Origin of the sequence: Chlorogloeopsis sp. ULAP01 (assembly GCF_030381805.1) — a bacterium.
Lineage (GTDB): Bacteria > Cyanobacteriota > Cyanobacteriia > Cyanobacteriales > Nostocaceae > Chlorogloeopsis.
Genome location: NZ_JAUDRH010000006.1, coordinates 218615 through 238218 on the forward strand (window position 1 = coordinate 218615; position 19604 = coordinate 238218).

Annotated in this window: 17 protein-coding genes; 12 read left to right on the top strand and 5 right to left on the bottom strand. The window is 38.2% G+C overall.

Features of this window, described 5'->3' with window-relative positions:
* Nucleotides 1-143 precede the first annotated feature (143 nt).
* Complete coding sequence (locus QUB80_RS13735; RefSeq protein ID WP_289790063.1) at nucleotides 144-563, top strand: CoA-binding protein; 420 nt, start codon at nucleotides 144-146, stop codon at nucleotides 561-563.
* A 48-nt stretch (nucleotides 564-611) separates the two neighbouring features.
* On the opposite strand, the gene QUB80_RS13740 is transcribed toward QUB80_RS13735, so the two are convergent.
* The 3 genes from QUB80_RS13740 to QUB80_RS13750 form a co-directional block, all read right to left on the bottom strand.
* Complete coding sequence (locus QUB80_RS13740; RefSeq protein WP_289790064.1) at nucleotides 612-773, bottom strand: hypothetical protein; 162 nt, start codon at nucleotides 771-773, stop codon at nucleotides 612-614.
* A 242-nt stretch (nucleotides 774-1015) separates the two neighbouring features.
* Nucleotides 1016-1225 (bottom strand): hypothetical protein, encoded by a 210-nt coding sequence (locus tag QUB80_RS13745; RefSeq protein ID WP_289790065.1) that lies wholly within the window; start codon nucleotides 1223-1225, stop codon nucleotides 1016-1018.
* Nucleotides 1226-1749: 524 nt separating this feature from the next.
* Nucleotides 1750-3339 carry an alkaline phosphatase D family protein gene (locus QUB80_RS13750; protein WP_289790066.1) on the bottom strand — a complete coding sequence of 530 codons (1590 nt, stop codon included), beginning with the start codon at nucleotides 3337-3339 and terminating at the stop codon, nucleotides 1750-1752.
* A gap of 212 nt (nucleotides 3340-3551) precedes the next feature.
* On the opposite strand from QUB80_RS13750, the gene QUB80_RS13755 reads away from it, so the two are divergent.
* On the top strand, nucleotides 3552-4028 hold the full coding sequence (locus tag QUB80_RS13755) for a DUF1499 domain-containing protein (protein WP_289790067.1): 477 nt from the start codon (nucleotides 3552-3554) through the stop codon (nucleotides 4026-4028).
* A gap of 228 nt (nucleotides 4029-4256) precedes the next feature.
* Here the strand turns inward: QUB80_RS13755 and QUB80_RS13760 are convergent, their stop codons facing one another.
* Together QUB80_RS13760 and QUB80_RS13765 are read right to left on the bottom strand one after the other, a co-directional pair.
* Nucleotides 4257-4889: an SMI1/KNR4 family protein gene (locus tag QUB80_RS13760; protein WP_289790068.1), complete on the bottom strand. Its 633-nt coding sequence runs from the start codon at nucleotides 4887-4889 to the stop codon at nucleotides 4257-4259.
* 97 nt (nucleotides 4890-4986) lie between these two features.
* The gene (locus QUB80_RS13765; protein ID WP_289790069.1) at nucleotides 4987-5535 is read right to left on the bottom strand and encodes an NUDIX hydrolase; all 549 of its coding nucleotides are present in this window, start codon (nucleotides 5533-5535) and stop codon (nucleotides 4987-4989) included.
* Between the two features lie 136 nt (nucleotides 5536-5671).
* Here QUB80_RS13765 and QUB80_RS13770 point away from each other — a divergent pair, with 136 nt between their 5' ends.
* From QUB80_RS13770 to QUB80_RS13815, 10 genes are all read left to right on the top strand, one after another.
* Nucleotides 5672-6724 (top strand): dipeptide epimerase, encoded by a 1053-nt coding sequence (locus QUB80_RS13770; RefSeq protein WP_289790070.1) that lies wholly within the window; start codon nucleotides 5672-5674, stop codon nucleotides 6722-6724.
* Nucleotides 6708-7748, top strand: coding sequence for an N-acetyltransferase DgcN family protein (locus tag QUB80_RS13775; protein ID WP_289790071.1), 1041 nt, complete (start codon nucleotides 6708-6710; stop codon nucleotides 7746-7748). Before QUB80_RS13770 ends, QUB80_RS13775 begins: the two co-directional genes overlap by 17 nt.
* Before the next feature lie 1634 nt (nucleotides 7749-9382).
* A complete protein-coding gene (locus tag QUB80_RS13780) occupies nucleotides 9383-9832 on the top strand; it encodes a hypothetical protein (RefSeq protein ID WP_289790072.1) in 450 nt (149 codons plus the stop codon).
* Between the two features lie 162 nt (nucleotides 9833-9994).
* Complete coding sequence (locus tag QUB80_RS13785; RefSeq protein WP_289790073.1) at nucleotides 9995-12214, top strand: GumC family protein; 2220 nt, start codon at nucleotides 9995-9997, stop codon at nucleotides 12212-12214.
* A gap of 43 nt (nucleotides 12215-12257) precedes the next feature.
* Complete coding sequence (locus QUB80_RS13790; RefSeq protein WP_289790074.1) at nucleotides 12258-13853, top strand: oligosaccharide flippase family protein; 1596 nt, start codon at nucleotides 12258-12260, stop codon at nucleotides 13851-13853.
* 145 nt (nucleotides 13854-13998) lie between these two features.
* Nucleotides 13999-15099: a polysaccharide pyruvyl transferase family protein gene (locus tag QUB80_RS13795; protein ID WP_289790075.1), complete on the top strand. Its 1101-nt coding sequence runs from the start codon at nucleotides 13999-14001 to the stop codon at nucleotides 15097-15099.
* 19 nt (nucleotides 15100-15118) lie between these two features.
* Entirely contained in the window at nucleotides 15119-16018 is a 900-nt protein-coding gene (locus tag QUB80_RS13800; RefSeq protein WP_289790076.1) for a glycosyltransferase family 2 protein, read from the top strand.
* 28 nt (nucleotides 16019-16046) lie between these two features.
* Complete coding sequence (locus QUB80_RS13805) at nucleotides 16047-16955, top strand: glycosyltransferase family 2 protein (protein ID WP_289790077.1); 909 nt, start codon at nucleotides 16047-16049, stop codon at nucleotides 16953-16955.
* A gap of 2 nt (nucleotides 16956-16957) precedes the next feature.
* Nucleotides 16958-18214, top strand: coding sequence for a glycosyltransferase family 4 protein (locus QUB80_RS13810; RefSeq protein WP_289790078.1), 1257 nt, complete (start codon nucleotides 16958-16960; stop codon nucleotides 18212-18214).
* Nucleotides 18215-18334: 120 nt separating this feature from the next.
* Nucleotides 18335-19603: an O-antigen ligase family protein gene (locus QUB80_RS13815; RefSeq protein ID WP_289790079.1), complete on the top strand. Its 1269-nt coding sequence runs from the start codon at nucleotides 18335-18337 to the stop codon at nucleotides 19601-19603.
* Nucleotide 19604: the final 1 nt, after the last annotated feature.

Sequence of the window (19604 nt, forward strand, 5' to 3'; positions counted from 1 at the left end):
GACGATGTGAAAAGTCGGGGATTTGTATAGAAGTAAGCGATCGCAAAAATTCTCTAACGCTACAAGTTTAAAAATGGATAGAACCCAATAGCAATTTGTAGCTTACCATTTGTAGTAGCACCGAATTGATAGAGAGATTGAAAATGCCTCTCCTCAAAGGAAATGATGACGCTATGCGTGAGGTGTTAGCTCAGTCTAAAGTCATAGCAGTTGTTGGTCATTCTAATAAACCAGAGCGCACCAGTTATCAAATCGCCCAATTTTTACGGAGTGTGGGCTATACCGTTTACCCGGTTAACCCAACTGTCAATAAAATCGACAGTCAACTCAGTTATTCTTCCCTGAAAGAGATTCCAGAAACGGTAGATATTGTCAATGTATTTCGTCGTTTTGAGTACTTAGATGAAGTTGTTGATGAGGTAATTGCCATCAAAGCTAAAACTGTATGGGCGCAACTGGGTATTTACAACCAACAAGCAGCACAAAAAGCTTTAGATGCAGGGCTTAATGTGATTATGGATGCTTGCATTAAAGTTGAGTATTTGCGATTGAGAATTGGTTAAATAGGTAGTACTAGCCAAAGAACGTGGACAATTTCAGCTTGTAGTTTTTCACAGGTACTCTAACTTGACGCCTGGTACTTCTAACATCACCGTAGTAATCGGCACCAGTTGTCCCACAGTCGTGTAGTGGTTGTTTCCCACTGGTGTTGTAGTAGAGCGTTCCCGGAAGCGCCGCATCGTAATCAAAAACCACTCCCGCGTTTTGGGCATGGGTAGTCTATACAACTGACGGGTGTTAACGAAATAGTAAAAGACAAAGTGCGCTTCCGTGTACATGAAGCAGCCAAGGGTGCCTTTCTCTAGGTTACTATGTGTTTCAAAAAAGAAATTTTTAGTTTGGTTCCACCTGTCATACCATTTCACTTTTTGAGTGATTCATATTCAACCCCTCCCAACCTCCCCTTAGTAAGGGGAGGTGCCGTAGGCGGTGGGGTACATCCATATCAGCCTTTTCATGAATGAGTATCACCCTTCAGCTCCACTAAAATTTCCCCTGCCTGCGTTGTCCAGATGAGATCAATATCTCTGCGTTGGTAGTCTAACTTATTCTCTACATTGGTGACACAGATAGTTTCTGGTTTTGCCCACAACCATGCCTCTATATCACAAGCTGTCTGTTTGGCTACTTGCACCACGTCATCCATGCTGTAGGCGTAAGTCATAGCTCCACATTACAATTATTAGTACACTTGTATTATAGATTAGATATAGAAAATAGAATTATGCACCTTCTATGGTTTCGGCGAGATTTAGAGTTAACTATAAGGAGCACACAAAATTCAAAAAATTAGAAGTACAACTGAAGTAGTCATATTGATGTCCGCCAAATCGCCCATAATAAACAGTTTGTAGTAAGGACTTCAGTCCTGGGTTGAGGGCTAAAGTCCTGACTACGAGCAAAAATTTTTATTCAGTTTAATTAACCGGACATGATATCAGAAAAATTCTCCCTAAATAGTTTCTCAAATAGAAAGATGCTTCTAGCTAAAAATAAGAAGCATCCTAATACATGAGTGTTTTGACTTTGGCGATTTCACCGTTTACAGTACAAGTGTACTATAAATTAATAGTTTCTGCTGAGTGAGATTAGAAGGTAAGTACATCTTAGTTAAGTACTTTTGAAGAGGCGTATGATAGCGGCTATATAGACTTGAGAGGCACATCTGTGTAGAAAGTATGATCGCCATTATGAACTTTGTACACCTGGACGACCATCCTCAACAACAAACGAAGCCAAAGTATAGACAGGGGCATCTGGACGACTTACTGTTGTGACGATACGTAAATCAGTCTGCCAGCGTTGGTGGTTAAGGTTAACCCGGAAGTAGCCACGGCGATCGCCATCGAAGAATTTAATGTGTGGATTCTCTGGAATCATCGGGCCATAATAAGGGCCGTAAACATTTGCATCACCATTGCTTGTCAGTGAGGGAGTGACGAATTCTGTGGCGACAGTAGGAGAGTTGGAGTCTTTGAAGTTCAGCTTTAAGTCATTGACAAACGTAGAGTGCCAATCTCCAGTAATCACAACTGGATTGCTTATTTGCTTACTTACAATGTGACTTAAGACGCGATCGCGTGCAAGAGGATATCCGTCCCAGGAGTCGTTCCAAAACACCTCCCCTGAACCGATTTTGTGATCTAGCTCTGCCATCAATACCTGTTGAGCAAGCACATTCCAACGTGTTTGGGAGCGATCAAGACCGTCGAGTAGCCAGCGCTCCTGCTGTTTGCCAAGCATAGTCTTTGATGGATCTAAAGCAGCCGAGCAACGGGGTGTCTCACCATCTCCACAGGGGTGATCGCTGCGGTACTGGCGTGTGTCAAGTACGCTGAACTCAGCCAAATTGCCAAAGGTCAGCCGCCGAAAGAGTTGCAAATTCGATCCTTGTGGTAAGGAAAAATCCCGCAAGGGCATATGTTCGTAGTAAGCCTTATAAGCTGCTGCACGTCTTTTGAGAAACAACTCAACGGGATCATTTTTTTCAGATATCTCGTTAGTGTAGTCGTTGTCCACTTCATGGTCGTCCCAAGTCACCACAAAAGGGAATAAGGCGTGAGCTTTTTGCAAGTCTGGGTCGGTTTTATATAAGGCGTAGCGAAGGCGATACTGTTCAAGCGTCTGCGTCTCTTGAGAGAACTGCTCTGGTAAAGACACATTACGCGCACCACCTGTGGCAGGAATGCCATATTCGTAAATGTAGTCGCCCAGGTGGAAGACCAAATCTAAATTTTCTTCGGCTAGGCGGCGGTAAGCACTATAGTAACCATCCTCCCACTTCTGACAGGTAACGAACGCAAAGTTAAGCTGATCAACTGGAGCGCCAATAGCAGGAGCAGTACGGGTGCGGCCAATTTGGCTAACTTCATTACCTACCTTGAACTGATACCAATACCAAGACTCAGGCTGTAAACCACGTACGTCTACATGAATAGAGTGTGCAAATTCGGGAGTTGCCATTGCCACGCCCCGCCGCACAACTTTTCTCATGTTTTCATCGGAAGCAACTTGCCACTGCACAGGCACATTCACCTGTGGCATACCACCGCTATTTAAAGGATCTGGAGCCAACCGCGTCCATAGCACTACACTATCTGGTAGAGGATCACCAGAAGCAACACCAAGGCTAAAAGGATTAGTAGAAAATCTTGGTTGTGCAACCACTTTATGAGTCCAACTGGCGATCGCAGTTGCTGTTACTGTCCCAGCACCAATTAGAAAGTGCCGCCGTTTTGCTTTGGTGGATAACAAGCGCTCGAAATGAAAACGCTCCATAAATATCCTTTTTGAAATTTTTAGAATAGAAGGAAAATAAAAAGCCAACTAAACAGTTGCTAAAATAATTGATTACCAAATTGGGTTTAAATAAAGTCTAAGAATTGATTAATAGTAGAGTTTGTGTCGGGCTAATAGACAATTCATGACAGGCAACCAAAATGACAGAAAATAAGGGAAGTGTTATTCAAACCTTGAGGAGTAAATTCAGAATGTCTCGTCTGCCAACAGCGATCGCCCAACGACTTCTGTGGAGTATCGCTCTGACAATATTTCTAACCCTAACAATACTTCCTGCTGCTAGTTGGGCTTCTGGCTTGGGAGTTAATAATGGTCATCTTAGTTCTTGCCCAGCTTCAAATAACTGTGTTATGAGTCAAGAGTCTGACCCTAAACATGCCATTGATCCGATTGCTTATCATGTAAACCGGGACACAGCACTCCAAACCTTACTCAAAGTTCTCAGCGTTGTTCCTCGTACAGAAGTTTTAGAACAGACTCCTAATTATATCCATGCTATTTCTAAAAGCCGCATCTTCAAATTTGTTGATGATGTAGAGTTTTATTTCCCTGCCAATGAGTCAGTAATTCATGTGCGATCGGCATCTCGCGTGGGAGAGTCGGATCTCGGTGTCAACCGCAGACGAGTTGAGCAAATTCGTCTGGCTTTACGTGATTTAAATATTTGATTTTACGCAATTAGTTGAATTCGTAGGGTGCGTTAACGCAGTGTAACGCACTACGTATAAGTTTTTTATAACAACAATATCTAACAAGTTAATTAGGTTTCGCTTTGTACCCCTACAAGGAAGCAACTACAACTCAATCTACCACTACAGAATAGGTAATTGCCAAGTGACAAGAGAGGAGATAGATTTTTTTATTGCTTTTAGCACTTACTTTATTCTACTTTCACATCATACTTCTGGTTCCAACCCATTTTGAGAATAGTAATTTGGGTTGAACTTTAATATAATTTTCTTTTCCAAATCATAATTACAATTAAGATATCTATCTTCATCCAAAAAATAAGCATTTTGTTTATAGCACTCAGCAACTATTAAAAGAAAATCTTTAATACTTTGACAGATTATAGTTATACCAGGCTCTCCTTTAAAAAGCAGTACAACTGATTGATTATCTGGTAAAGTTCTAACACAATAATAATCGCCTGCACTGTCTTCTAAAAAAGGAATCATATCTGGTTGCCAAGGGCATTCTTCTAAATATTTACTGTATATATCCTGCCAAGTTTTTATTACTTCTTCTATTTTGTCAATTTCAATAAAATAATATCCAGGAATAAAGTCATTATAATATGTAGGAATAAAGTCAATGGAATCATTAAAATCATTAAGAGATTCAAAATAGACTCCTCCTCTGATACAGGAATAGATAGCAATAAAACCTTCTGGAAGAAGATGAATGTTGATGTACTTTTGAATTTCTTCATCAGGTAAGCCTTTTCCAAGTATAGAAATAAAGCCTGGTCTTTCCTGTTCTATTATTTCCAATAATTTTCTGAAATCTTGCTTAATTTTTTCTCTCATTCATTTTACTCAACTTTCATTTGTATAGAAGGTGTATTACGATGAAAAAGATAAATATACTTGTTGATAAGTTCTAATTTTATGAATTAAACGCACCCTACCTCAGAAAATTTAATCCTAAAAAAAGAGCAGCAACAGTACCTGCAACAGAAATTTCTCCTTGGGTAACTTTATCTAAAACTGATTCTATAGGAATCAAAATAATTTCTATCTCTTCTGTAATATCTAGTTCTTGACCGCCTACCTTTACCACATTTTCTGCTAAGAATAAATGTATTTGATTAGTTTCTTTACTAGGCTTGTCATATAAAGTGGCAATTTTTGTGATTTGATCGGCAATATATCCTGTTTCTTCTTGCAATTCTCTTTTTGCTGCTGTCTCTGCGCTTTCTTGATTTGGATCGAAACTTCCGGCTGGTAGCTCTATGAAAAACTCTCCAATCGCATGGCGATATTGACGAACAAAAACAATTTCCCTGCTGCTAGTAATCGGTAAAACTAAGGCTACTTCTGGCTTAATATAAACGAAATAATCATCTATGATACTTCCATTTGGTAATTTGATTTCATCTTGCCTCACTTTGCACCAATGATGGTCTATAACTAACTTGGATTGCAGCAGTTGCCATTTTTCTAAGTTTCTCATAGATAAATTGGATGCTCCAGTCAGTGACAAAGCAATAATTAAAATTAAAGGGTGTGAAAAAGTATAACAAAGGAATAATCTCGACTCAACGTTGAGATTAAACTTAAACTTGCTTTAGACCATCTCAAGTATACTTATGCAAATTGAGGCGGAAATCTTTACAGTTAACAAGCGATTTCCCTTGACAATTAGTCGTGGCACGATCGCACAGACAAAAAATGTGTGGGTAAGGATCGTCCATGATGAGATTGAAGGCTGGGGAGAAGCTTCTCCGTTTAGTGTGGGTAGTTATCCGCAATCGACGGAGCTGATCAAAGATTCTTTGCAGCAAATCACACCTGCATTACAAGGATTCAGCCCGTTACAACGACAGCAGATAGAAGCCATTTTCACAAAAACCCAAATTCCATCTGCGGTAAAAGCAGCTTTGGATATGGCGATGTATGACTGGTTAGGAAAGCGTGTGGGGTTACCGTTATGGCAAATATGGGGGCTGGATAGAGACGCCATTGTGCCAACTTCGGTGACTATTGGGATTAATTCGCCAGAAGGGGCAAGGACAAGGACGCGAGATTGGTTAAAATTTATGGATGTCCGTGTATTAAAGGTGAAATTGGGTAGCCCAGATGGGATTGGGGCAGATCGAAAAATGTTAATGGCAGTGCGAGAAGAAGCACCAACGCAAGATATATATATTGATGCCAATGGGGGTTGGAGTTTGGAGGATGCAATCAACATGTGCAGTTGGCTGGCACAGTTGGGTGTGAAGTATGTAGAGCAACCGCTACTACGAGGCGAGGAAAAAAATTTAGCACAATTAAAGACGCGATCGCCTTTACCCATTTTTGTAGACGAAAGTTGTTTTACGAGCAGCGATATTCCTCAATTGGCAAACTTGGTTGATGGCATTAATATCAAGCTAATGAAATCAGGAGGGTTAACCGAGGCAATGCGGATGGTACATACAGCTCGTGCCTGTGGATTGCAAGTTATGTTCGGTTGCTATTCCGATAGCACGCTTTTGAATACAGCAGCAGCACAGCTTGCACCACTAGCTGACTATTTAGATTTAGATAGTCACTTGAATTTAATTGATGATCCCTTTACAGGAGCATTCGTGCAAGAGGGAAGAGTTTTGCCAAACAATTTACCAGGCTTGGGGGTACAACGCAGTGCGTTTGCTGCTTGATCGACGAATAGCGATTTTATTACACGAAGGTATTCGCGGAACTCATGGTAAAACTGGGTTGTCACTTCTACGTTACAGTGAATCTCCCATCGTAGCTGTAATTGATCGCGAGTGTGCAGGACAATCTTTGTCAGAATTAACAGGTATTAAGCGTGATGTGCCGATAGTTGCCTCAATGGCAGCAGCGTTAGACTACAAACCAGAAGTCTTGGTAATTGGTATTGCTACGAAGGGAGGTGTTGTACCAGATGATTATTGGCGTGACATCAAGGATGCCCTGACGGCAGGAATGTCGCTAGTCAACGGTTTGCACGTACCAATGTCAACAATGCCAGATTTAAAAGCATTGCTGAAATCAGGACAATTAATTTGGGATGTGCGCCAAGAACCACCAAATTTGGGAATTGGTACTGGCATGGCACATACTCTTTCCTGTCGGCGGGTGCTAACTGTGGGAACTGATATGTCAGTTGGCAAAATGTCTACTAGCCTGGAGTTGAATTCGGCTTCAAAATCACGGGGCTGGCGTTCTAAGTTTATCGCAACGGGACAAACAGGTTTGATGTTAAAAGGGGATGGTGTCGCATTGGATGCGGTACGAGTAGACTTTGCGGCTGGCGCTGTGGAAAAAATGGTTATGGAATATGGTCAAAACCACGATATTCTTCATATTGAAGGACAAGGTTCATTACTACATCCCGGTTCCACAGCAACCCTACCATTGATTCGTGGTTCCCAACCAACGCAGCTGATACTTGTACATCGTTTTGGGCAAACTGAAGTCATCGAGGGAGTACCTATTCCGCCCTTGCCTGATGTAGTCAAGCTTTATGAAATGGTTGCCAGTGCTGCTGGTGCTTTTGCACGAGTACCTGTTGTGGGTATTGCACTTAATACTTGGCATCTAGATGAGGAAGCTGCTAAAGGCGTGATCGCTCAAGTTGAGGACGAAACTGGCTTGCCCTGTACCGATGCAGTTCGTTTTGATGCTCAAAAGTTGTTAGATGCGATTATTCAGGGATAATACGGAAGTGCATGGCGTTGTCACTGCTGTAATCTACAAGTTGAAAATTCTCTAGCTATTTTTTAGAAAATCTAAACTGAGTTATTCTCTATTTTTTCCATCTTAGAGGAGGACTAAATTCACCTAAAGGAGTAGGAGGAATCTGTTCTCTAAGATGCTACTACACAGTAATCTCTGTTTCCCTGTTTCATCATCAGAAGTCATCTCAAAGAGAATCGTTATGATGCGTATTTTAAATATTATTTATGCAATAGTTGCATTTAATACAAGCAATGCGCGTGTAAACCGGGATATAGCTTCGGATTTGAAATATTTTTGTTACTTAATAATGGCGTGTATATTTTATTCGGCCATGTTTGAAGATTATACGGTTTCTACTTTGTAGAAAATAACTAATATTATTCTACTAAAAAGCACGCAGCTACTATTAGAGCAAAAGTAATAACTTATACATTTTTAAGTTGCATATGTTTTGAGTATTAGCAGTAAAAAATTGGATATTAATAGCTGTTTATATGTAATGCCTAGCTTTTACGAGCATATATACGTACGTAAACTGAAAGTATTGTATTTACATTAAGTCATGAATATATTACTTAAGTATCTTCAAATTATGCTAATTTCTTACGCAAACCAAAAGATTTTAGAGTTATCATATATACTCATATGCTGTATATATGATTTGTGTAGAACATATAGTAAATTCCTATCTGCTGTATATTTGATGTATATAAGCCATATAATTGCTTTAATTGAAAGTATATGGATACAGGTTGATGAAAAAATAGTAACTTAATTTATTTAAGTGTGATGTAAATTACATCATATCCTGAGCAGTCAAACTAAAATAAAACCACGGATTGGATTGCTTTGAGATATTTTGATACTAATTAAACATAGTTTCTGCAAGCCCAGTTGCATCTGTTGCAGCACTTATTTGCAAGGCTCAAATCAGTATAATTATTGTTATGAGGCTCTGGCAGTGAATTACATTAGACACGAATTAAATTGAAATGATGTGAGCATATATCAATCGTGTGGTTATGAAGGCTGAATTCTCAGATTCTTCTTTTGAACTTTTTCTGAAACTATTTGTGAGTTGCTCGATTGAAAGGAGAATTCAATACAATTAAATTCGACTATTTTGAATTGATGGAGTAGAGCTTTGATGGTCTTTTGATCTCAGTTCCTCCACCGTAACCATCTTTTGGACTGCTACGTACTTGTAGTTAGAGATGGTCGCACAGTAGAGAAATTGTCACTAAAATTCAGTATTTTTTCAAGCAAGCAACAATTAGTTTCTAAATATTCCTAAATAATATTATTACCACGTCTGTGACAAATCAAGATAGGTAAGGCTTAACAACTGTTGTGATTACAGATGTATTAAGCTTTCAAGCATTACCCGTATTTACTATTTATTAATTGGCTTAATCTTCGCATCCTCCTAAGGGATGAAACCTTGACCTGTAGGGGAGTCAGTGTATTACGTTAAAGCGGTGCTTATGGCTAATTCTGATTTTTTTAGGCTCTCAAATCCTGACATAGCCGGAACACATACTACTAAAAAAATATCAACTTTGACTCTAGTTGCTGTATTACCTGTGCATTTACTTATTTCAAAGGAGGTTTAATTGCAAAGAAGATGTGATAGAAATCGCAAACGTTCAAAGCGACGGGCTATCTACTGTCCGGTTCATGGATGCTATCTTGACAGCGTAAGTCAAAAATATCCGTTATTTGCAGATCGCCCAGGACAACTCCAGCAGCGAGGAATGGGACGGCAGAGTGCTTTACTTTTGTTAGCAAGCAAAACAGCAGTTTCTTTAGAAGGTGAATGGTTAGAAGCTTTTTGGTGTGACGAGTGTCAAGAAACGAAATGGTATTACGTCCAATGCCACATTAGTAAAGATACTCCTCAGCAGATTCGTACCTACAAAGCATCAGTAGCATCTCCAGAACTTTGGCAGCAGGCGATCGGAGTACTTCATCCTGACGGAAATCCTTCCGTGAGCGAATTTACTCGCAGACATGCAAGGATGGTTAGCCATAAAAGTAGCAAAGATTTTAGAGTTGTCACCTAAGTGACACCAAATAATTTGAATAATGATTCCAACAGATGCATTGATACAACTCAAATGCACCAAAGCGATTCTTAATCAAAAATCTAAAATCCAAAATTGTATGACTTGCGATCGCGCGTAGATATATGACGGCACCTCAGAATACATTCGCATTCATAAACTATGGACTCAATCAACAATACTCATCCTTTTGAAGAGATAGATTTCCAAAAGTACTGGCTAGTGTTGCAACGACGCTGGCTACCAGCAGTAGGAATTTTTGGAACTATCTTAACCTTGGCTTCAGTGTATGCATTTTCACTCAAACCTTACTATCAAGCACAAGCAAGCCTGTTAATTAAAACGAATCGTACTTCCTCTCTGACAGGATTGGGTGAAGATTTAGGAAGACTGGAAGCTTTAGTCAGTCAGAGCAGCCCAGTTGACACTCAAGTCAAAATCGTTACTTCTGTTCCTGTTTTGCAGGAAACCGTGAGATCTCTCGATCTCAGAGATAGTTTAGGCAATCCCTTGAGGATTGAAGATTTAGCTGCGGCATTAAGCGTAGTGAGTGTTAAAGGCACAGACCTTTTGGAAATTTATTATGCAGACTCCGATCCTTTAATGGCGGCACAAGTAGTTAATAAATTAGTTGAAATTTATATCAAGCAGAATATCCAAACGAACAGAGCAGAGGCAGTTTCAGCTCGGAAGTTTATGTGGGAACAAGTACCTAAAACCGAGCAAGCTGTCAAGCAAGCAGAGTCAAACCTACGCAAATTTAAAGAAGCAAACAAAATAGTGGTTCTGCAACAGGAAGCTGCAGAAGCAGTTAGTACTATTTCTAAGTTAGAAGATAATATTGCCACAGCACAAGCTCAATTAGTTAACGTCACAGCGCAATCGCAAAAGTTAAAAGAGCAGATAGATGTTGAATCCCAAAAAGCCATTACCTACGCTGAGTTGAGCCAAATACCTGGAACTCAGCAGTTACTCAGTCAGCTTCAAAAAACACAAGCAGATTTAGAGGTGGCACGAACTCGCTTTCAGCCTGAACATCCTCAAATTGTTAATTTAGAAGAACAAGCTTCTGCTCTAAGTCAGGTATTGCAACAACGGGTAGAGCAAGTAGCTGGCAAAAATCAGCAAGTTTCTCTCAAGAATTTGCAAATTGGAGGGGTGCGACAAGCCTTGATTCAAGATTTGGCTAATACAGAAAAAGCACGTCTCGGTTTAGAGAAACAAATTGCTAATCTAAGCAATACTCTGTCTGTATATAAAGAACGAGCAAATATTTTGCCTAAGTTAGAAGAAACTCAGCGAGAGTTAGAACGAAAGGTAAAAGCAGCGCAAACTACCTATGAAAATCTCTTAACAAGGATACAAGAGGTAGATGTAGCAGAAAATCAAAATGTAGGTAATGCCAGTATCATCTCCCCAGCATTGATACCAGATCAACCGAGTGGCCCTCGTAAGACATTGATTATTGCTGCTGGCGGCATTTTAGGTATCTTGTTAGGAGTAGTTGCTGCCTTTAGCTTAGAACTGGTAGACCAATCTGTGAAAACGCTTAAAGAAGCTAAAGAGTTATTTCAATATACTCTGTTGGGAGTTATTCCTAATTTGAGTCGGTATGGCAAAACTTTGACAGGAAAGCTAGATCGACCAATACCTAGAGTGGTAGGTAGGGATATCCATCTGTTTGCGATTCGCGATGCATATCAAATGCTGCAAGCAAACTTAAGGTTCCTTTCAGATAAGCAACTAAAAGCGATCGCCGTCACCAGTTCTGTTGCTAAGGAAGGAAAGTCTGAGGTTTCTGCTAATTTAGCCATTGTCATGGCACAAGTTGGACGTAGAGTGCTGTTAGTAGATGCTGATATGCGTCGTCCATGCCAGCATCACATCTGGGAATTAACAAACGCTCAAGGTTTAAGTAATGCGATCGTTGACGATCAAATTCCTTTGAATACAGTAGTACAGGAAGTGATGCCTAATCTTCATGTACTTCCCTCTGGAGTGATACCTCCTAATCCACTCGCGCTGCTAGATTCTCAACGCATGACGGCATTAGTCACTATCTTTGCGAGAAGCTATGATTGCGTCATTTTTGATACGCCTCCTCTAGCGGGAACAGCAGATGTTTCGGTTCTAGGTAAGCTAGTTGATGGTCTTTTACTGGTAGTACGTCCAGGCATTGTTAACGCTGCTAATGCGAATGCCGCGAAAGAATTCTTGACACAATCAGGTCAAAAAGTGTTGGGAATGGTAATTAATGGTGTGAATGTGAAAAACGAACCTGACAGCTACTTCTATTACACTCAAGAATCACCTGAGTCATTTAGTATTTCTCAAAATTCTGCACGTGTTCGGCAAAAACGAGAAAGGGGTACTGGGTACTAGGGGTTGGGTACAGAAGAGGACAAACCGGACACGGGGAAAAGACATGAGTCATAATACTTCCCTTTGTCCTAACGAAGGACGCCTCAACACCCTGCCTTCTACCTCAGTTTACGGTTATGGCTTTGACTCATTAAAACTTCCTCTCATGCAATCATCTAAAGAATCATCAAATTTGCGACAAAAGGCAGTAAAAGGTGTAGTTTGGTCTGCTATTCAGAGCTGGGGTAGCCAAGTAATTTCCTTTGCTGTCTTTTCTCTACTTGCTCGCCTACTTAGCCCTCAAGATTTTGGATTAGTAGCAACAGCTGGTGTTGTTGTTACTTTCATGCAGATTTTTCTAGAGCAGGGATTTAGTGAGGCGATCGTACAACGGGATAATCTAGAATCAGAACACCTAGACACTGCTTTTTGGACAATTCTTGGCATCGGCACATCACTAACAATTATTGGCTTTTCAGTCGCAGATATCGTAGCTAACTTCTTTAATCAACCACAGCTAACATTAATTGTTCGTTGTTTATCTTTTAACTTCTTATTTAGTGCTCTAAATAGTGTTCAAGCGGCAATTCTCTCACGTCAACTTTTTTTTAAAGCTTTGGCTATACGTTCCCTATTAGCTACATTAGCTAGTGGTACGGTTGGTATTGTAATGGCATTTCAAGGCTTTGGAGTATGGAGTCTTGTCTGTCAGCAATTAAGTTTTGGGTTAGTCGCAGTTATAACTTTATGGCGAGTTAGCGATTGGCGACCTGGGTTTAGATTTTCTAAAAAGCATTTTCTAGAAATGTTTTCCTTTGGTGTCAATATTGTAGGTTTTAATTTTCTCAATTTTTTTAGTCGTCATGGTGATGACTTATTAATTGGATATTTTCTCGGTGCGATCGCTCTAGGATACTACAATGTCGCCTACCGCATATTATTGGTAATGACACAGCTTTTGGTTCGTATCTTGACTCAGGTTGCATTACCTACCTTTTCAAGGTTGAAGCAAGAGCCAGAGAAATTAAGAAATGCATTTTATAGTGCTACTCAGCTATCAAGTTTAATCTCTTTTCCTATTTTTATTAGCGTAGCTGTGTTAGCACCTGAAATAGTCAGAGTTGTTTTTGGAAATAAATGGGAATCAAGTATTCCTGTTATGCAGGCTCTATCCCTTGTTGGCCCTCTTCATTGCATTTTTTTCTTCAACGGTTCGTTGATGATAGCTATGGGTAAACCCTCTTGGAGATTATGGGTAACTTTTATAAATAGTGTGAGTAACTTTATTGCTTTTTTTCTAGTAGTTAAATGGGGAATTTTAGCTGTGGCAATGGTATATTTAATTCGCAGTTACCTACTTGCACCGATACCATTACTGTTACTCCGTAAATTAATTAAACTTGATTTGCTTATTTATTTACGTCAATATTTCACACAAGTATGTGGTTGTCTGGCTATAGTTGCAATTGTCTTAACTTTTAAATACTTTTTTGCAGCATCAATAAGTGCAAATATCATGCTTACTATTTGTATACCACTGGCTGCTTTAACGTATATAGCTGTAATTGCTTTATTAGACAAACAACTTTTTAAGAAATTAAATGAATTAGCAAAGTTAGCTTTATATAAGCAACAAGGTATTCGGAAAAAAGGTGTGTAATGGGTACTGCTTATATAGGTACTAAGGCACGTTTTCAAACTCTTATATTCTTCTAGCCCTCTTCAAAATCGGGTAAACAATCATCTCAAAGTCCAAAATCGAAAACTTGGGAATAAATAACAGTAATTAAAATAGGGAAAAATATATGAAAATCGGAATCTTGACTTATCATCACACCCTTAATTATGGTGCAACACTTCAAGCCTATGCTTTGTATAAAGCACTTGAACAACTCGGACATGATGTTGAGATTATTGATTATCGTCCACGTGTAGCAATTAAGTTTTATGCAAAACAGTTATACCCCATTTGGCGCTCAAGATATAAATTTTGCTTCAATCAACACTTTATACAAAATATCATCAAATTTTGGAAAATGAGATATTTTTTATTTTCTAAAATGAAATTAAGTAGTAATAAATTCTATTCTAGAAAGGAATTAAAATCATTTCATAATCGATATAATGCCGTTATTTGTGGAAGTGATGAATTATGGAATCTCAACTCCTTTCGTGGTTTTGATCCATCATTCTTTCTAGACTTTGTTGATAATAAGAATACTTTGAAATTAAGTTATGCAGCTAGTTTTGGTAATACTGAGTCATTAATGGAACTCAAAAATGATATCTATAAATTGATTAATGATTTTGATGTAATTTCAGTTCGAGATTCAAATAGCTTACGTCTAGTCTCAGAATGCGATCGCCAAGCTGTAAAAGTCCTCGATCCAACTTTTCTTGCTAGATATAATGATATTCTCGTGCCTCCAAATATTAAGAAAAAATATTTACTTATTTATGCTACTAACCTTTCAGTTAAGCAAGAAAATTTTGTTAAATCAGTAGCTAATACTAAAAATTTAATACCAATTTCCATTGGTTATTACAACAAAGTGGCGCACTACAATTTCATAGGAGTTAGTCCAGAAGAATGGCTCGGTTATTTTTCTCAAGCAGAATATGTAGTTACAAGCTTTTATCATGGAACTATATTTTCTTTGATATTTAGAAAACCTTTTACTGTATTTACCAAAACATATAAGGCACATAAAGTTCAAGACTTACTCAGTCATCTAGGTTTGGAAAAGCGGATTTTTACAGATACAGATAATGCAGAATTTAGAAAAGAATATTTATTTTCTAACATTTACTCGGATACGTTTAACGATAAACTACAAAAAGCTATAGCAGCATCCAAAAAATATTTATTTGAAGTTCTAAGTAATCAATCAACTTTATCTGTATAGACTAGAAAATTATCAGTTCATGTTTACACAAACACAAAATCTTTTAGTCTCTGTGATAATTCCAGTTTTTAACGATTCTCAACGACTAAGACTTTGTTTAGATGCTTTGGAAAAACAAACATACCCAAAACATTGCTATGAAGTGATAGTAGTTGATAATGCTTCAGAAGAAAATACTGAGAATGTGACTAGTCAGTTCAGTCAAGTAATTGTCGCATATGAAAGTAATCCTGGTTCATATGCTGCCAGAAATAAAGGGATATCTCTTGCTAAGGGTGAAATTATTGCTTTTACAGATTCAGACTGTATTCCAGCCCAAGATTGGATTGAAAAAGGAGTAGCACATCTACTTGAAGCACCAGACTGTGGATTAATCGGTGGAAAAATACAGCTTTTTTTTAAAAGCCCAGATAAATTAACCCTTGTAGAACTGTATGAGAGTGTAGTTGCTTTTCCACAAAAGCAATATATTCAAGAACTTAGGTTTGCAGTTACAGCAAATCTCTTTACTTTTAAAAGTGTGCTGGAAAAAGTAGGCTATTTTGACAGCAATCTGAAATCTAGAGGAGACTTAGAGTGGGGGCAACGTGTTTTTCGTGCAGGTTATAAGCAAATTTATGCAGATGATGTTTGTGTTCTGCACCCTGCTAGACATACATTCTCTCAATTACATCAAAAAATTCAAAGAGTAGCTGGTGGAATTTATGATTTAAAAACAGAAAAGAGTTTGTTGAAAAATTTTAAAGAAGTTTATAGGGATTTAAGACCACCTATAGAATTCATTTTTAAATATTTACCAGATGATAAGCTTCGTAGAGTAAATAAAAAGATACAGTTTACTTTGGTGATTTTATTTATTCATTATCTTCGGGCTTGGGAGAATATGCAATTACGATTAGGTGCCAATTCTAAAAGATAATTGTTGAAAATAAATCATGCATTTATTTATGAAATATCCTGTAGTATTTATCATTTTTAAGCGACCTCATACAACAGAGAAAGTATTTGAAATTATTCGCCACGCAAAACCACCAAAGCTTTTTGTCGTTGCAGATGGGCCGCGTAGCGATCGCCCTGATGAAGCCGAAAAGTGTGAGGCTACTCGTGCAATTATTGAGCAAGTTGACTGGAACTGCGAGGTATTAAAGAACTACTCTCATACAAACTTAGGATGTGCAAAACGTGTATCTAGTGGTCTAGATTGGGTTTTCAGCAATGTTGAAGAAGCAATTATTTTAGAAGACGATTGTATTCCTCATTCTAGCTTTTTTCCGTTCTGTGAAGAATTACTAGAAAAATATAGATATGATACCAGAATTGGCTCAATATCTGGACAGAATGTGCAATTTGGACGGAGACGAACCAATTATAGTTACTACTTTTCACGCTACAACCACTGCTGGGGTTGGGCAACATGGAGAAGAGCTTGGCAGTACTTTGATTTTCAAATGCAATTATGGACTGAAGTAAAAAAGAACAACCTTTTAGAAGATATCTTACAAAGTACAGAGGCAGTTAACTATTGGCATAACATCCTACAATCGACATATGAAGGAAAGATAGATAGTTGGGCGTTAAGGTGGACACTTGCTTGCTGGTTACAAAGTAGTCTTTGCATAATTTCTAATCACAATTTAGTTTCAAACATTGGTTTTGGTGAAGAAGGAACTCATACTTTAAGCAAAAAAAGTAAGTTTGCTAACATACCAGCTCAGGAAATAAGTTTTCCTCTCCAACATCCTCCGTTTTTACTCCAGAATCGCCAAGCAGATATTTTTACACAGCGTACTTTGTACAGTAAACCTCTAATTGTGTCTTTAAAAAAGAAAGTTAAACAGATGATAAGTGTAGGGTAATTATGAATGTTCTACATATTAATATATCTGACATTAATGGTGGTGCGGCTCGTGCTACGTATCGCTTGCACAAAGGTTTAGAAAATATCGGTGTCAAATCACAGCTACTGGTGCAGGAAAAATACAGTGATGACACAATGGTAATTGCACCTACAATTAAATTATCTCAAGGCATAGTAAGAGCAAAGCAGACAATAGATGCTTTACCACTAAAGTTTTATCACAAACGAATTGGAAGTACGTTTTCGCTTCAATGGTTGCCAGATAAAGTAGTTCCCAAGGTTGCTCAAATTGCTCCAGATATTATCAATATGCACTGGACTAATGGAGCATTTATGCAAATAGAAACAATTGCCAAGCTAAAGCGCCCTTTGGTTTGGACACTTCATGATATGTGGGCGTTGACTGGAGGGTGTCACTATAGCGGAGATTGCGATCGCTACACTTTATCCTGTGGTGCCTGCCCTCAACTTGGTAGTCATAACAATTGGGATTTATCCCGTTGGATATGGCAGCGCAAAACCAAAGCATGGAAGAATCTCAATTTAACAATAGTTGCCCTCAGTTCCTGGATGGTTCAATGTATTAGCTCTAGTTCTTTATTTAAGGAATCACGAATTGAGCTAATTCCCAATGGACTTGATATCGAAAAATACAAACCAATTAATAAACAATTGGCACGAAAATTACTCCACTTACCTCAAGATAAGCAACTCATTCTATTTGGAGCATTAAAAGCAACTAGTGACAAAAGAAAAGGTTTTCATCTATTGCAAACAGCACTACAAGAGTTAAGTAAATCAGAGTGGCGAGATTGCTTAGAGCTAGTTGTTTTCGGAGCTTCTCAACCTACAAGCTCTGTTGATTTTGGTTTGAGAACTCATTATCTAGGGCATTTACACGACGATATTTCATTAGCACTTGTCTATTCATCGGCAGATGTCATGGTTATTCCCTCACTTCAAGAATCTTTTGGACAAACTGCTTCTGAATCTCTTGCTTGTGGTAAACCAGTCGTTGCCTTCAATATAACTGGATTAAAAGATATTGTTGAACATCAACGAAATGGCTACCTAGCTCAACCTTTTAAAATTGAAGATTTGGCTCAAGGAATAATTTGGGTGCTGGAAAATCAAAAGCGGTATCAAAAGTTGTCACATCGCGCCCGTGAAAAAGTAGAACAAGAATTCACTACAGAAATACAAGCCAATCGTTACTTATCTGTTTATAACGAAATTATTAGTAGAGGCGATCGCTAAAAATATGGCTCTTGAGTATAGTAGAGTGCGTTATAGCGAAGCACAACGCACCATTAATCAGAAATATGTTACAGCAAAAATATTATTGTCACTATTTTATGTTATTAGACACCGTAAAACATGAAAAATCAATCGTTTCTGCGTTTGGCAGTTTATGTGGAAATATGGCTCACTGGATTATTACTTTTTTATTTCGTCAGTCCTAGTTTTTTTCCTTACACTCTAGCCAAGCTGTTTGATGTATTCAGTTATTTAATAGTAGCACTTTTAATTCTTTTACACTGGAAAAAATTTATTTATGTAGCGACAACAGATATAACCATACTCATTTTATTGGGAATGATTGCAATCTCTGGTTTATGGTCTGTTCTTCCAGATATAACCTCAATCACTTCCAAAGCTATGTTACGCACAATCTTATTTGGAATGTATTTAGCAACACGCTATAGCATTAGAGAGCAGATGAGGTTATTCGGGTGGGTATTTGGGACTGTAGCTATTCTCAGCTTGATACTTCCTCTAGCTATCCCAGGTTTTGGTACATACAGTAATGGTGCATGGAGAGGCATCTTCCCTTACAAAAATTATCTAGCTATCTACATGATTCTAGCAGCCATGCTTTCTCTACTAGCTGCTCTCAACAGCCGCAGACAACATTGGATCGCTTGGATTAAATTCGCTATTGCAACTACTCTTGTTTTTCTTAGTCAAGGTAAAGGAGGTTATGTAATCTTTGTCGCTTCATTGTGTTTGCTTCCCCTCCATAAGTTTGTCAAGCAGAATTATAAGTTGCGTTCCGTGCTTCTTACAGGTGCATTAATAATCAGCTGTATTGTGGCTTTCCTAATTTTGATTAATGAAAAAACTATATTAGTTAATATCTTGGGAAAAGATACCACCTTTAACGGACGAGTACCAATCTGGACATTATGCATTGAGCAAGCATTAAAGCGACCTTGGCTGGGTTATGGTATTTCAGGATTTTGGGGTTCTAATGAATCTATTGTTATCCTGCGTACTACATGGGCGAAAAATTCTCTATCAATAGACAATTTCCAACTTTTCAATTCCCATAACAGCTACATAGAAGTTCTTCTACAATTAGGATTTTTGGGTCTTTTTGTATATACAGTTAACTTTTTATCTACCTTGAGTAGAATAATTTTTTTATGGATGTCAAATCCAGTAACAGAAAATTTTTGGATGTTACAAACCATAATAATTATGTTTTTATTTAATTTTACAGACAATGGTGGAATTATATCAAGAGGAACAATTTGGATAGCATATATTTCTATTTCCCTATCATCTGCTATATCGGTAAAAAGAATAAGAAGAAATCGCCAACTCAAGGTGAATTATAGTCAGGAAATTTTCAGCTCCATATGAA

Coding starts and splice junctions, on each gene's coding strand:
- QUB80_RS13735 (WP_289790063.1), top strand. CDS start 144: ATGCCTCTCCTCAAAGGAAATGATGACGCTATGCGTGAGGTGTTAGCT.
- QUB80_RS13740 (WP_289790064.1), bottom strand. CDS start 773: ATGCCCAAAACGCGGGAGTGGTTTTTGATTACGATGCGGCGCTTCCGG.
- QUB80_RS13745 (WP_289790065.1), bottom strand. CDS start 1,225: ATGACTTACGCCTACAGCATGGATGACGTGGTGCAAGTAGCCAAACAG.
- QUB80_RS13750 (WP_289790066.1), bottom strand. CDS start 3,339: ATGGAGCGTTTTCATTTCGAGCGCTTGTTATCCACCAAAGCAAAACGG.
- QUB80_RS13755 (WP_289790067.1), top strand. CDS start 3,552: ATGTCTCGTCTGCCAACAGCGATCGCCCAACGACTTCTGTGGAGTATC.
- QUB80_RS13760 (WP_289790068.1), bottom strand. CDS start 4,889: ATGAGAGAAAAAATTAAGCAAGATTTCAGAAAATTATTGGAAATAATA.
- QUB80_RS13765 (WP_289790069.1), bottom strand. CDS start 5,535: ATGAGAAACTTAGAAAAATGGCAACTGCTGCAATCCAAGTTAGTTATA.
- QUB80_RS13770 (WP_289790070.1), top strand. CDS start 5,672: ATGCAAATTGAGGCGGAAATCTTTACAGTTAACAAGCGATTTCCCTTG.
- QUB80_RS13785 (WP_289790073.1), top strand. CDS start 9,995: ATGGACTCAATCAACAATACTCATCCTTTTGAAGAGATAGATTTCCAA.
- QUB80_RS13790 (WP_289790074.1), top strand. CDS start 12,258: ATGAGTCATAATACTTCCCTTTGTCCTAACGAAGGACGCCTCAACACC.
- QUB80_RS13795 (WP_289790075.1), top strand. CDS start 13,999: ATGAAAATCGGAATCTTGACTTATCATCACACCCTTAATTATGGTGCA.
- QUB80_RS13800 (WP_289790076.1), top strand. CDS start 15,119: ATGTTTACACAAACACAAAATCTTTTAGTCTCTGTGATAATTCCAGTT.
- QUB80_RS13805 (WP_289790077.1), top strand. CDS start 16,047: ATGAAATATCCTGTAGTATTTATCATTTTTAAGCGACCTCATACAACA.
- QUB80_RS13810 (WP_289790078.1), top strand. CDS start 16,958: ATGAATGTTCTACATATTAATATATCTGACATTAATGGTGGTGCGGCT.
- QUB80_RS13815 (WP_289790079.1), top strand. CDS start 18,335: ATGAAAAATCAATCGTTTCTGCGTTTGGCAGTTTATGTGGAAATATGG.